Source organism: Kitasatospora sp. NPDC040550 (assembly GCF_055594965.1).
In genome coordinates, this window is the sequence record NZ_JBVIWC010000003.1 from 173,193 (window position 1) to 186,124 (window position 12,932).

At 73.9% G+C, this 12,932-nt stretch carries 14 protein-coding genes; 8 read left to right on the forward strand and 6 right to left on the reverse strand.

Going from position 1 to position 12,932, the window contains the following annotated elements:
* Window positions 1-222: 222 nt before the first annotated feature.
* Both ACZ58X_RS06035 and ACZ58X_RS06040 read right to left on the reverse strand, forming a co-directional pair.
* Window positions 223-1,041: an ECF subfamily RNA polymerase sigma factor, BldN family gene (locus tag ACZ58X_RS06035; protein ID WP_402482440.1), complete on the reverse strand. Its 819-nt coding sequence runs from the start codon at window positions 1,039-1,041 to the stop codon at window positions 223-225.
* 621 nt (window positions 1,042-1,662) lie between these two features.
* The gene (locus tag ACZ58X_RS06040) at window positions 1,663-2,685 is read right to left on the reverse strand and encodes an HAD family hydrolase (RefSeq protein WP_470332483.1); all 1,023 of its coding nucleotides are present in this window, start codon (window positions 2,683-2,685) and stop codon (window positions 1,663-1,665) included.
* 120 nt (window positions 2,686-2,805) lie between these two features.
* Here ACZ58X_RS06040 and ACZ58X_RS06045 point away from each other — a divergent pair, with 120 nt between their 5' ends.
* The 7 genes from ACZ58X_RS06045 to hemB all read left to right on the forward strand — a co-directional run bounded on the left by ACZ58X_RS06045 (window position 2,806) and on the right by hemB (window position 10,097).
* Window positions 2,806-3,081 carry a glutaredoxin family protein gene (locus ACZ58X_RS06045; protein ID WP_470332484.1) on the forward strand — a complete coding sequence of 92 codons (276 nt, stop codon included), beginning with the start codon at window positions 2,806-2,808 and terminating at the stop codon, window positions 3,079-3,081.
* 163 nt (window positions 3,082-3,244) lie between these two features.
* On the forward strand, window positions 3,245-3,979 hold the full coding sequence (locus tag ACZ58X_RS06050) for a 3'-5' exonuclease (protein ID WP_470332485.1): 735 nt from the start codon (window positions 3,245-3,247) through the stop codon (window positions 3,977-3,979).
* 107 nt (window positions 3,980-4,086) lie between these two features.
* Window positions 4,087-4,983 carry a redox-sensing transcriptional repressor Rex gene (locus tag ACZ58X_RS06055; RefSeq protein ID WP_470332740.1) on the forward strand — a complete coding sequence of 299 codons (897 nt, stop codon included), beginning with the start codon at window positions 4,087-4,089 and terminating at the stop codon, window positions 4,981-4,983.
* A gap of 25 nt (window positions 4,984-5,008) precedes the next feature.
* On the forward strand, window positions 5,009-6,349 hold the full coding sequence (locus ACZ58X_RS06060; RefSeq protein WP_470332486.1) for a glutamyl-tRNA reductase: 1,341 nt from the start codon (window positions 5,009-5,011) through the stop codon (window positions 6,347-6,349).
* 41 nt (window positions 6,350-6,390) lie between these two features.
* A complete protein-coding gene (gene hemC / locus ACZ58X_RS06065; RefSeq protein WP_470332487.1) occupies window positions 6,391-7,395 on the forward strand; it encodes a hydroxymethylbilane synthase in 1,005 nt (334 codons plus the stop codon).
* Window positions 7,392-9,038: a bifunctional uroporphyrinogen-III C-methyltransferase/uroporphyrinogen-III synthase gene (locus ACZ58X_RS06070; RefSeq protein WP_470332488.1), complete on the forward strand. Its 1,647-nt coding sequence runs from the start codon at window positions 7,392-7,394 to the stop codon at window positions 9,036-9,038. Before hemC ends, ACZ58X_RS06070 begins: the two co-directional genes overlap by 4 nt.
* Window positions 9,039-9,110: 72 nt before the next feature.
* Entirely contained in the window at window positions 9,111-10,097 is a 987-nt protein-coding gene (gene hemB, locus ACZ58X_RS06075; protein ID WP_470332489.1) for a porphobilinogen synthase, read from the forward strand.
* 62 nt (window positions 10,098-10,159) lie between these two features.
* On the opposite strand, the gene ACZ58X_RS06080 is transcribed toward hemB, so the two are convergent.
* The 3 genes from ACZ58X_RS06080 to ACZ58X_RS06090 all read right to left on the reverse strand — a co-directional run bounded on the left by ACZ58X_RS06080 (window position 10,160) and on the right by ACZ58X_RS06090 (window position 11,332).
* A complete protein-coding gene (locus tag ACZ58X_RS06080) occupies window positions 10,160-10,426 on the reverse strand; it encodes a hypothetical protein (protein WP_465658105.1) in 267 nt (88 codons plus the stop codon).
* 133 nt (window positions 10,427-10,559) lie between these two features.
* Entirely contained in the window at window positions 10,560-10,904 is a 345-nt protein-coding gene (locus ACZ58X_RS06085; protein WP_188309838.1) for a rodlet layer protein, read from the reverse strand.
* A gap of 83 nt (window positions 10,905-10,987) precedes the next feature.
* Window positions 10,988-11,332 carry a rodlet layer protein gene (locus tag ACZ58X_RS06090; RefSeq protein WP_350507669.1) on the reverse strand — a complete coding sequence of 115 codons (345 nt, stop codon included), beginning with the start codon at window positions 11,330-11,332 and terminating at the stop codon, window positions 10,988-10,990.
* 280 nt (window positions 11,333-11,612) lie between these two features.
* Between ACZ58X_RS06090 and ACZ58X_RS06095 the strand changes: the two genes are divergently transcribed.
* Window positions 11,613-12,320, forward strand: coding sequence for a hypothetical protein (locus ACZ58X_RS06095; protein WP_470332490.1), 708 nt, complete (start codon window positions 11,613-11,615; stop codon window positions 12,318-12,320).
* Between the two features lie 85 nt (window positions 12,321-12,405).
* Here ACZ58X_RS06095 and ACZ58X_RS06100 read toward each other — a convergent pair whose 3' ends face one another.
* Window positions 12,406-12,786 carry a hypothetical protein gene (locus ACZ58X_RS06100; protein ID WP_360225908.1) on the reverse strand — a complete coding sequence of 127 codons (381 nt, stop codon included), beginning with the start codon at window positions 12,784-12,786 and terminating at the stop codon, window positions 12,406-12,408.
* Between the last annotated feature and the right edge of the window lie 146 nt (window positions 12,787-12,932).

A 12,932-nucleotide genomic window follows, 5' to 3' on the forward strand; every position in this document is an offset into this window, starting at 1 on the left:
GCCACTCCATCGGGTGACAGGTCACAATTCGGCTTGACCGTATGCCTGGTGGGGGCTTGCATGCTGGCCAACGAGCGGTACGGGCGGTCGGTTACGCACGGCTGATCATCGGACCGACCGTTCACCCGGACGTGTCGGCCGGGTGGCAGGGGTGACGGGCCGTCGGGCCCGCGCCGGGTCGGGCCCCGCCCGGGCCCTATCGCTCCCTCGGTCACCGCCGCCTCACCGCGCGTCGGGCGGCAGGAGCCGGGCGAGGGTGCGCACGGCGCGGTACTGGAGGGTCTTGATCGCACCCTCGTTCTTGCCCATGATCCGCGCCGTCTCGGCCACCGACAGCCCCTGGAGGAAGCGCAGCGTCACGCACTCCTGCTGCTGGGGGTTGAGCCGGCGCACCGCGTCCAGCAGGGCGGCGTTGGAGAGCGACTCCAGCACCGACTCCTCCGGGCTGCGCTCGCACTCGTTGGAGTCGAGCATCTCGCCGGTGGTGACCTCCAGCCGGAACCGGCTGGACTTGAAGTGGTCGGCGACCAGGTTGCGCGCGATGGTGACCAGCCAGGCGCCGAAGTCGCGGCCCTGCCAGGTGAAGGTACCGATCCGGCGCAGCGCGCGCAGGAAGGTCTCGCTGGTGAGGTCCTCGGCGGTGGCCCGGCTGCCGACCCGGTAGTAGATGTAGCGGTAGACGGTGTCCGCGTAGTGGTCGTAGAGCCGGCCGAAGGCCTCGCTCTCGCCGGCCTGGGCCCGCTCGACCAGCTCCATGATCGGATTGTGCTCGGTCTCGTAGCCGGGGCTCGGCGCGGTGCGCGTGCGGCTGCGGCCGACGCCGGTGCTGCCGGTGCGGCCGCGCGAGCCGGTGCCGGTGGAGCCGGCGGCGGTGGTGCGCAGCGCGATGCCGGGGCCGTGCTGGTGGCCGAACGGCGCGCCGGCGGGCACGAGTTGGGGCGAGGCGGCGAGCTGGCTGCGGAGCAGGGTGCGCAGCAGGTCCAGGCCGGTGGAGATCTGCCGCTCGGCCGGGCGGCCGCGGAGGCCGGTGCGGGGGCGCAGGGGCGCGGACGACGGGCGGGAGGGTGCAGGCGCGTCGTTCCGGACGGGTGGGTACACGGGACTCCCAGAGGCAGAACTGTGGACGGATCACCTCCGCCTGCGCGGAGAGCACTCCCCATGGCATCCGTTCGAGCGGGACGCATGGGTGACGTGCATCCAGGAGAGAATAACGCTTTGTGCAATGACAGCTACACCGTGTGGTCGAAGTGGTCGTTTGGGATCCATTTGTTGCGCATATTCGGCTGACACTGACCGGAGATGTCGGCGTTCATCCGGCTCAACGTGACCGTTCGGGCGCCCAGGGTGACCAATTCGGCGGTACTGCGGGCGGTTTCCCAGCCTTGGGGCTCCGCAACCCCTGACTTTCCCGGCCTGGCGAACGATCAGAACCGGTCACCGGGTGACAAGTTCGCACAACGGGCCCGGACGGCCGTGTCGGAGTCGGGAGTTCGCTCGTACGAGGGGCCAGGTCAGGCCCCTGATTGACGTCTTCTCACCCGCACGGGGGAGGGGCAGAAACGGCTCCGTCGACGGCCGTCCGACCCGGACCGGCCGGACGTCCAGCCGGAGTTCGGCCCGACTCCCCCGGGTGTTCGGCCGGGCCCGGGGAGGGGCGGGGGCTCAGCCGCGCCGACGACGGCGCCGCAGCGCGACCCCGGCCGCCGCCGCACCGGCCAGCACCCCGAGCGCGGCCGCCGCCGGCAGGCCCACCCGGGCCGCCTTGCGCCCGGTCCGGAAGTCGCGCACCCGCCACCCCTGCGCCCGGGCGTGCCGCCGCAGCGCGCCGTCCGGGTTCACCACGTACGGGTGGCCGACCAGCGAGAGCATCGGGATGTCGTTGGCCGAGTCGCTGTAGGCCGCGCAGCGGTCGAGGTCCAGCCGCTCGCGCCGGGCCAGCGCGTTCACCGCGGCGGCCTTGGCCGGGCCGTGCAGCAGGTCGCCGACCAGCCGTCCGGTGTAGTGGCCGTCCCGGGCCTCTGCGACGGTGCCCAGCGCGCCGGTCATGCCGAGTCGCCGGGCGATGATCCGGGCCACCTCCAGCGGGGCGGCGGTCACCAGCCAGACCCGCTGGCCGGCGTCCAGGTGCATCTGGACCAGGGCGCGGGTGCCCGGCCAGATCTTGTCGGCGACGACCTGCTCGAAGACCTCCTCGCAGATCACCTCCAGGTCGGCGGTGCGCTTGCCGGCCACGATGCCCAGGGCGGTGTTGCGGGCGTCCGAGATGTGGTCCGGGTCCTCGGTGCCGTGCAGCCGGAAGAGCGCCTGCTGCCAGGCGAAGCGGGCGATGTCGCGGCGGGTGAGGAAGCCGTGGCGGTAGAGGCCGACGCCGAGGTAGAAGATCGCGGCGCCGCGCAGGATGGTGTTGTCGCAGTCGAAGAAGGCGGCGGCGCGCGGGTCGTCCCGGTCCGGGGTGTGGTTCTCGGCCGGGGCCTTGGGGGTCTTCCCGGGCCGGCCGGGCGCCGGGCTCCCCGCGCTGGCGGGGGCCGCCCCGGGCTCCTGCGCCACCGGGGCGTCCGTCGCGGGGGCGAGCAGCGGTTCGGCGCGCAGCGCGGCCTCGGCCGCCGCTGCCGCGGCCTCGCCCGCCAGGGCGCTCCGCTCGGTGGTGGAGCGTCTCGCCTGGGTGAGCCTTCGGAGCACGGCCATGTCACCGAGCATAGCCAGCCGGGCGGGGAGCGGCCGTGACGGAGCCGTGCCCGTGCGGTGAACAGCTGCCGGGCGGACGCCGCCCCGGAGGCGGGTGGGGGAGTGGACGACAATGAGCAGGTGAGCCCACTGTTGCGACGCAAGAGCCCCGAGCCGGCGGTCCGTACCGTGACCATGGTCGGCAAGCCCGGCTGCCACCTGTGCGACGAGGCCCGGGAGGTGATCGTCCGGGTGGCGGCGGAGCTCGGCGCGACCTTCGAGGAGAAGGACATCACCGGGGACGAGGAGCTGTACCGCCGCTACTGGGAGCAGATCCCGGTCACCCTGGTCGACGGCCGCCAGCACGACTTCTGGCGGGTCGACGAGAACCGCCTGCGCAAGGCCCTGGGCGGCTGAGGAGGGGTTCGTGCGTGCACCACCTCCCCCGCCGACCGGCGGGGGAGCTTCGCCGAATCGTTGCCGAAGACACTCCGTTCCGGCTTGGAGCCGGGCGCCCCGGTCGGCTTACGATCGAACGCGTTTGCGCCCGTGGGGGGCTGAGCACACGAGGAGTGCCGCCATGCTTCCCCGCCCGACCCCCGCGCTGCCCGTGGCCCCGGGCTTCGCCGTGGTGGACGTGGAGGCGACCGGCCGCAGTCCGTGGCGGCACCGGGTGGTCGAGGTCGCGGTGGTGCTGCTGGACGAGCGGCTCCGCCCCGAGGGCGAGTTCGCCACCCTGCTGGACCCGCTGGGCCCGGTCGGCCCGACCCATGTGCACCGGATACGCCAGGCCGACGTCGAGGGCGCGCCCCGCTTCCGGGAGATCGCCCCCCGGCTGCTGGAGCTGCTGGCCGGCCGGGTGCTGGTCGGTCACCACGTCAGCTGCGACCACGCCTTCCTGGACCGCGAGTTCGCCCGGATCGGGGTGCCGCTGCCGCCCGTCCCCCTGCTGTGCACGATGCGGCTGGCCGGCGCCCACCTGCCGGAGGCCCGCGGTCAGGGCCTGGCGGCCTGTGCGGAGGCGGCCGGTCTGGGCTGGTTCCCGGCGCACACCGCGCTGGGCGACGCCCGGGTGACGGCGGAACTGCTGCGGCACTGCGCGGGCGTCCCCTCCTGCCCGCCGGACGACTGGACCGGGCCGCTGCGCGAGGCCGCCCGGGTGCCCTGGCCGCGGCTGGGCCGGGCCCGTTCCCGGCCGTCCGGCGGTACCGTTCCACTGCTGCGCCGGGAGGCGCCGTACGGGCCCTGGCTGCCCGGCGCCCAGGCCCCGGAAGTGGTCCTGACGCAGGCCGGTGCTATGAGCTCATCGGCGTGATGCGTGTCACTGTGCCGGGACAAATCGGACACCATCTTTGTGCACACGTTCACAAACGCTTAGCCTGGCTGCCAAAGCCCAGCTTCACCCACAGGAGCACCGTGGCAATCGGCCGATCACCACAGAGCAGTTCGCAGACGCCCGACCAGGGCGCCGCGCGCCGACCCGCGCGTGCCCGGGGCATCCCGGAGGCGACCGTCGCACGCCTCCCCCTCTACCTGCGGGCCCTCACCGCGCTCTCCGAGCGCTCGGTGCCGACCGTCTCCTCCGAGGAGCTGGCCGCCGCGGCCGGGGTGAACTCGGCCAAGCTGCGCAAGGACTTCTCCTACCTCGGCTCCTACGGCACCCGGGGCGTCGGCTACGACGTCGAGTACCTCGTCTACCAGATCTCCCGCGAGCTCGGCCTGACCCAGGACTGGCCGGTCGTCATCGTCGGCATCGGGAACCTCGGCCACGCCCTCGCCAACTACGGCGGGTTCGCCTCCCGCGGCTTCCGGGTCGCCGCCCTGTTGGACGCCGACCCGAACGTGGTCGGTTCCACGGCGGCCGGACTGCCGGTGCGCCACATGGACGAGCTGGAGTCGATCGTCGAGAGCCAGCACGTCTCGATCGGTGTGATCACCACCCCGCCCGGCGCCGCCCAGCAGGTCTGCGACCGACTGGTCGAGGCGGGCGTCACCAGCATCCTGAACTTCGCCCCGACCGTGCTGACCGTCCCGGACGGCGTGGACGTGCGCAAGGTGGACCTCTCCATCGAGCTGCAGATCCTCGCCTTCCACGAGCAGCGCAAGGCCGGCGAGGAGCCCGACCGCACCGAGTCGGTGCTGGACCGCGCCCCCGGCCCGGTCCGCGCCGCCGCGGCCAAGCTGCGCCGGGCGGCCGGCGGCAGCGGCAAGGGCCGCACCGGCGCCGAGCCGGCGGCCAAGGAGCCGGCCGAGCCGTCGGCCAAGGGCAAGCCCGCCAAGGGCGGCGAGGGCGAGCTGTCCGCGGTGATGCCCGCGTGAACACCGAGAGCTGTGGGGGGCGGGCATGAGTCTTCTCGTCGTCGGACTGAGCCACCGGACGGCACCGGTCGGCGTGCTGGAGCGCGCCGCGCTGACCGGTGAGGTCCCGACCCGGCTGCTGCACGACGCGGCCGCGTCCTCGACCGTCGCCGAGGCCGCCCTGCTCAACACCTGCAACCGGATCGAGCTGTACGCGGACGTGGACAAGTTCCACGGCGGCGTCGCCGAGCTGTCGCTGCTGCTGGCCCACCACAGCGGGGTGGACCTGGAGGAGCTGACCTCCCACCTGTACGTCCACTACGAGGACCGCGCCGTCCACCACCTGTTCTCGGTGGCCTGCGGCCTGGACTCGATGGTGGTCGGCGAGGGCCAGATCCTCGGGCAGCTGCGCGACGCGCTGGCCAAGGCCCAGGACGAGCACACCGCCGGGCGCGGCCTGAACGAGCTGTTCCAGCAGGCCCTGCGGGTCGGCAAGCGGGCGCACAGCGAGACCGGGATCGACAAGGCCGGCCAGTCGCTGGTCACCTTCGGCCTGGAGCAGGTCGCCGCGGGCGCGGGCGAGATCGCCGGCAAGCGCGCACTGGTGGTCGGGGCCGGCTCGATGAGCTCGCTGGCCGCCGCCACCCTGGTCCGCTCCGGGGTCACCGACCTGCTGATCGCCAACCGCACGCCGGCCCGCGCCGAGCGCCTGGTGGAGATCCTCGGCCCGGACGTGGCCCGCACCCTGGACCTCGCCAAGGTGCCGCAGGCGCTGGCGGACGTCGACCTGGTGATCTCCTGCACCGGCGCGGCCGGCGTGGTGGTCCGGGCCGAGGACGTCGCCGCCGCGGTCGCCGCGCGCACCGCTCCCGAGCCGCTGGCGCTGCTCGACCTCGCCATGCCGCGCGACGTCGACCACGCCGTGCACGAGCTGGACGGCGCCCTGCTGGTCGACCTGGAGAGCCTCTCCCACGCGCACGCCGCCAGCCCCGGCGCCGGCGACGTCGACGAGGTCACCCGGATCGTCTCCGACGAGGTGACGGCCTTCGGCGCCGCCCAGCGGGCCGCCCGGATCGCGCCGACCGTGGTCGCGCTGCGGGCGATGGCCTCCGACGTGGTCGCCGCCGAGCTGGGCCGGCTGGACTCCCGGCTGCCCGACCTGGACGAGCGCTCCCGCGCCGAGATCACCCAGACCGTCCGCCGCGTCGTCGACAAGCTGCTGCACGCCCCGACCGTCCGGGTGAAGCAGCTGGCCGCCGAGCCCGGCGGTGCGTCCTACGCGGACGCCCTGCGCGAGCTGTTCGACCTCGACCCGGCGGCCGTGCACGCCGTTTCGGGTACGCCGGTCGGCGCCCGTTCCCAGCCTTCGGCCGGGGGCACCAGATGAACCGTCAGCCATCCCACGAGTACCACCGGGACGATCACCTCATGAATGGTCAACCGCTCACCGAGCAGGCTCCGGCCGCCGCCCTGCGGCTCGGCACCCGGCGCAGCGCGCTCGCCATGGCCCAGTCGGGCATGGTCGCCCGCGAGGTGACCAGGCTCACCGGCCGCCCCGTCGAGCTGGTCGAGATCACCACCTACGGCGACACCTCGCGGGAGGCGCTCGCCCAGATCGGCGGCACCGGCGTGTTCGTCTCCGCCCTGCGGGACGCCCTGCTGGAGGGCCGGATCGACTTCGCCGTGCACTCGCTCAAGGACCTGCCCACCGCCGCGCCCGAGGGCCTGGCCCTGGCCGCCGTCCCCGCCCGCGAAGACGTCCGGGACGCCCTGGTCGCGGCCGAGGGCCTGGCCCTGGACGAGCTGGTGGAGAAGCTGGCCGGGGCCGGTCGCCCGGCCCGGATCGGCACCGGCTCGCCGCGCCGGATGGCCCAGCTGAACGCCTGGGCCCGGGCCCGCGGCGCCCAGCTGGAGACCGTCGCGATCCGCGGCAACGTGGACACCCGGATCGGCTACGTGGCCGCCGGTGAGCTGGACGCCGTGGTGCTGGCCACGGCCGGCCTCAACCGGCTCGGCCGCAGCGCCGAGATCTCCCAGCACCTCGACCCCGAGCTGATGATCCCGGCCCCCGGCCAGGGCGCGCTCGCGATCGAGTGCGCCGCCGCCGACACGGACCTGACCGCCGCGCTCGCCGCGCTGGACCACGCCCCCACCAGGGTCGCCGTGGCCGCCGAGCGCGCGCTGCTGGCCACCCTGGAGGCCGGCTGCTCGGCCCCGGTGGCCGCACTGGCCACCTGGGGCCGGGAGAACGAACTGCAGTTGGACGGGGTGGTCGGCGATCCCGACGGCACCGCCCTGCTGAAGATGTCCGCCAACGGTCCGATCGTCCTCGACGAGACCGCCGAGCAGCAGGCGCGGGCCCTCGGCCACGCCCTGGCCGCCCGGCTGCTCGACGCGGGCGCGGCCACCCTGATGGGGGAGCGAGCCCGATGAGCCCCACCGCCGCCACCGACGCCCTCTTCCCGGCCGGCCAGCCCACCGGACGGTGCACCTTCCTGGGAGCCGGCCCCGGGGACCCGGGGCTGCTGACCCTGCGCGCGGTCGAGGTGCTGTCCTCGGCCGACGTCCTGGTCGCCGACCCGCTGACCGCGGCCGCCGTGCGCACCCACTGTCCGGCCGGCGTGCAGGTGCACGCCCCGGCCGCCGAGGGCACCGACTTCGACCTGGCCAAGCTGGTCGCCGAGGCCGTCCGGGCCGGCAAGCACGTGGTCCGCACCGTCGACGGCGACCCGGGCCTGGACGGCTGCGCCGCCGAGGAGATGCTCAGCTGCGCGGGCGACGGGATCCCCTTCGAGGTGATCCCGGGCGTCGCCCAGTCGGTCGGCGTCCCGGCGTACGCGGGCGTCCCGCTGCGCGGCGCGGCCGGCACCGACGTCCGCTTCGTGGACGGCGGCCAGCTGCTGTCGGGCGCCCCGGTCGACCTGGGGGCGCCGGAGACCACCCTGGTGGTCCGCACCACCCTGGGCCAGCTGCCGGCCACCGCGAGCGCGCTGGTCTCCAACGGCCGCAAGCCGGACTCGGCGCTGAGCGCCACGCTGTCCGGTACCACCACCCGCCAGCGGACCTTCACCTCCACGCTGGCCACCATCGCGGCGGACCTCAAGGTCGCCCGGGTGCTGCCCTCGCCGGTCTCCGCCCCGGTGGACCCGGCGACCTCGGTGATAGCCGTGGTGGGCGAGCAGGTCGCCCACCGGGCCTCGCACTCGTGGTTCGAGACCAAGCCGCTGTTCGGCTGGAACGTCCTGGTGCCGCGCACCAAGGAGCAGGCCCACGGCCTGTCCGAGCAGCTGCGCTCGTACGGTGCGGTGCCGCAGGAGGTGCCGACCATCGCGGTCGAGCCGCCGCGCACCCCGCAGCAGATGGAGCGGGCCATCAAGGGCCTGGTCACCGGACGCTACGAGTGGATCGCCTTCACCTCGGTGAACGCCGTCCGCGCCGTCCGGGAGAAGTTCGAGGAGTACGGCCTGGACGCCCGCGCGTTCGCCGGGATCAAGGTCGCGGCGGTCGGCGAGACCACCGCCCAGGCCCTGGTGGACTTCGGCGTGAAGCCGGACCTGGTGCCCTCCGGGGAGCAGTCCGCGGCCGGGCTGTTGGAGGACTGGCCGCCGTACGACCCGGTCTTCGACCCGATCGACCGGGTGCTGCTGCCGCGCGCCGACATCGCCACCGAGACCCTGGTCGCCGGCCTGGTCGAGCTCGGCTGGGAGGTCGACGACGTGACGGCGTACCGGACGGTGCGCGCCTCGCCGCCGCCGGCTGAGACCCGCGAGGCGATCAAGGGCGGCGGTTTCGACGCGGTGCTGTTCACCTCGTCCTCGACCGTCCGGAACCTGGTCGGCATCGCCGGCAAGCCGCACAACGTCACGGTCATCGCCTGCATCGGCCCGGCCACCGCCAAGACCGCCGAGGAGCACGGCCTGCGGGTCGACGTGATGGCCCCGGCGCCGTCGGCGGCCGCGCTGGCCCAGGCGCTGGCAGACTTCGGGGCCAAGCGCCGGGACACCGCGACGGCCGCGGGCGAGCCGGTCTACCGGCCCAGCGAGCGCCGTCCGGGATCCCGCCGCAAGGCCCGCTGAGCCCTCAACTATGGTGCTGGGGGCGGCTGTTCGCCGCCCCCAGCACTGCACAACCGTTCGGAGAGAGAAGCCGTGTCCGCTGAATTCCCGTACGTTCGCCCCCGTCGACTGCGGCAGAGCCCGGCGATGCGCCGGCTGGTCGCCGAGACCCGGCTGCACCCGGCGGAGCTGATCCTGCCGCTGTTCGTCCGCGAGGGCGTCAGCGAGCCCGTCCCGGTCACCTCGATGCCGGGCGTGGTCCAGCACACCCGCGACACCCTGCGCAAGGCCGTCGTCGAGGCGGCCGAGGCCGGGCTGGGCGGCGTCATGCTGTTCGGCGTCCCGCTCGTGCAGGACGCGACCGGCAGCGAGGGCACCAACCCGGACGGCATCCTCCAGCGGGCGATCCGGGACGTGGTCGCCGAGGTCGGCGACTCCCTGGTGGTCATGTCCGACCTCTGCCTGGACGAGTACACCGACCACGGCCACTGCGGTGTGCTGGCCGCCGACGGCAGCGTGGACAACGACGCCACCCTGGAGCGCTACGCCGAGATGGCCCGGGTGCAGGCCGACGCGGGCGTCCACCTGGTCGGCCCGTCCGGCATGATGGACGGTCAGATCGCCGTCGTCCGGCGGGCGTTGGACGAGGCCGGGCACCAGGACACCGGCATCCTCGCCTACACCGCCAAGTACGCCTCGGCCTTCTACGGCCCGTTCCGCGAGGCGGTCGGCTCCTCGCTCAAGGGCGACCGCAAGGCCTACCAGCAGGACCCGGCCAACGCCCGCGAGGCGCTGCGCGAGCTGGAGCTGGACCTCGCCGAGGGCGCCGACATGGTGATGGTCAAGCCGGCCATGGCCTACCTGGACATCCTGCGCCAGGTCGCCGACGCCTCTCCGGTGCCGGTCTCCGCGTACCAGGTGTCCGGCGAGTACGCGATGGTCGAGGCGGCCGCCGCGAACGGCTGGATCGATCGGGAGCGGATGATCATGGAGACGCTCACCTCGCTGCGCCGGGCCGGCGCCGAGCAGATCCTCACCTACTGGGCGGTCGAGGCCGCCGCGCTGCTCGAGCAGCGGTAGGGCCGGTACGGCGGAAGGCCGGGCCGTTCCCCCCGCGGGGAGCGGCCCGGCCTTCCTCGTCACTACTTCCAGCCGTTGATGTGCGCGAAGCCCTCGCCGCCGCCGACCAGGTCGGTCGCGGTGGCGGCACCGCCGACGAAGCCGCCGGCGACGACGTTGCTGGTGTGGCCGACGCCGAAGCCGCCACCGGCCACGAACGGGTGGTCACCGGAGGCGACGATGCCGCCGCCGCCCACCAGGCCGACGTGGGCGAACGCCGGGGTGGCGGCACCGGCGAGCGCGAGCGCGGCGGTGGCGGTCAGGGCGGCCTTGGCCAGCGTGCTCTTCATGGATCTGCCCTCTCTGTGGGGGCGCCCCCGCGGGCGCCCGTCCTCTGACTGGTGCTGTGACTCTTGTCGATCAAGCCCGGAGGGCCCGGGGAGCTTTCCTCCCCGGGCCCTCCGTCCGTGCCGTGCCCCTTGATCAGCCGATCAGGTGCGAGACACCCGCGTCGCCCGAGGACTGGGTGTTCTGGCCGACGTTGCAGATCTGCTTCGGGGTGCTGTTCAGGACGGGCACCTCGACCGGAACCGCGACGCCGACGACGGCGACGGCGATGTTGTGGACCTCCGGCAGGCAGATGTTCGCGTTGTCCAGGGTGTGGAAGTTCGGGCTGCCGTTGCCGTGGGTGCCGGTCTGGTTGGTGCCGCCGTTGCCCTGGACGGAGGTGGCGGCGCCGTCCGAGTCGACGATGGCGGAAGCCGAGCCGGCGGACATCGCGATGGCGGCGGCGGCCAGGCCGGCGGCGGCGAGGGACTTCTTGATCATTTCCGGTTTCCTCTCAAGGGTGAATCGGGGAGCGATTCGAGGGTGGTTCAGGGGGGTGGTGCGGAAGGTGGGCTGGGGGAACGTCAGCCGACCAGGTGGGACACGCCCGCGTCGCCGTGGCTCTGGGTGCCCTGGCCCTGGGTGCAGTACTGCTTGCCACCGCTGTTGGCGATCGGGACCTCGACCGGGACGGCCACACCGAGAACGCCGACGGCGATGTTGTGGATCTCGGGGAGGCAGACGTTCGCGTTGTCCAGGAAGTGGAAGTTCGGGCTGTTGTTCCCGACCGTCCCGGTGAAGTTGGTGCCGCCGTTGCCCTCGATGGAGGCGGCCGCGCCGTCCGCGTCACCGATGGCCGAAGCGGGAGCGGCGGCACCGGCGAGCGCGGCGACGGCCAGGCCGGCGGCGGCGAAGGACTTCTGGATCATGGGGAGATCCCTCTCTGAAATGCTTTCGGTTTCCGTGCGTAGCAACGCGTCGAACGCTCAGACCCGGTCTGCAGTCACTGACGTCCAGATCAAAGAATGACGGCACGGAAGGTTACGGGGATTTTTGAAAAGAGTCCGGGAGGCGCGTCCGAGGGTGGTTTCCGGTCGGATTATTACGCCGAATCGGTTAACGCCCGCAATCCGAACTCCTGGTCACTCGTTGCGCAGATTGCTTTCCGGCTGCGGCCCCGCAGCCCTCCCCGAAGGAACGGTGAAAAGCATGAAGTTCTCCAAGCGGGCCGGCGCGATGCTGCTGGCGGTCGGTGCGGGCGTGCTCGCCTCCCAGGGAGCGGCCTCCGCCGCCCCGGTGAGCCCCGACCAGGTCGGAGCCCTGGAGGACAAGCTGGCCACCCAGCAGGTCCCGGCGGACGTACCGCTCACCCCGCTGGGCAGCCACGTCACGGCCGGCATCCCCACCTCGCTGGTCATGCCGCCGGTGGCCGGCCGGACCACCGACAACGGGCTGCTCCCGGACCACCTGGTGCCCCAGCTGGCCACCGGCAAGGTCGGCCCCAGCGCCAAGGCCCAGCTGCCGCTGCCGCTGGTCGACCAGGGTGCCGACCTCGGCCAGGTGCTGCTGGAGGCCCCGGCCGCGCCGCTCCAGGCCAGGACCCCCGGCCTGGACGTCGGCAAGCCGCTCTCCCTGGTGCACGACGGCACCGGCCAGCTGGCCGACGGCCGGATCCGGGTGGACGAGGTGGACCCGCGCCTGGTGCCCGGTGCCGTGCAGACCGTCCCCGGGGCCACCGCGAGCCTGGGCGGCGACGAGAGCCGGCTCTCCGTCACCGACGAGGTGAACGACCTGGCCAACACCACCACGGCCACCGCCACCGGCGTCCTGCAGCAGACCGACGCGACCGGCACGGCGACCTCGACCGCCACCGGCCTCGTCCAGCAGAGCGGCCTGGCCGACCTCACCCAGCTCTGAGCCCGGCTCCGGGCTCCCGCCCGATGCGCCGGAGCCCGGCACCCCTCCTGGCGGCCAGGGGTGCCGGGCTCCGGCGCGTGCGCGGTCAGCCCGGCAGGACGCCGGAGAGCCCGCCGACCAGCGGGAGGTCCTTGACCCCGCCGCCCGCGCTCAGCGGTCCGGTCAGCGTGCCGGTGCCCACCGGGGCCAGGCCCTGGTCCGGCTGGACGGTCGCGCCGTTGTTGAGCACGTCGGCCGAGGAGTTGGCCCACGGGTCCAGGCGCAGGCTCTTGATCGGCGCGACGCCGTAGCCGAGGCCGGCCGTCGTCCCGTTCAGCGCCTGCCCGACGTCGGTCTTGGCCAGCGTGGCCGGGCCCGCGGCGGGCTGCTGCCCCGCGGCGGGGGCGGCCTGCGCCGAACCGGCGCCGAGCAGGACCGCGGCGCCCACGGCGGCGGCCAGCCCGGCCCCGCCCTTCTTCGAAACCATGCGGTTCACCCTTCGGTGGAGTGGGGCCCGGCCCGGCGAAACCCGAGGGACGGGCCCTGAGCTTCCGGACGTCCCGTCCGGAGAAACCGAACTGCCCCCCGGCCGGCTGGTCGGGGGGCAGTACGGCCGAAACGCGTGCCGATCGG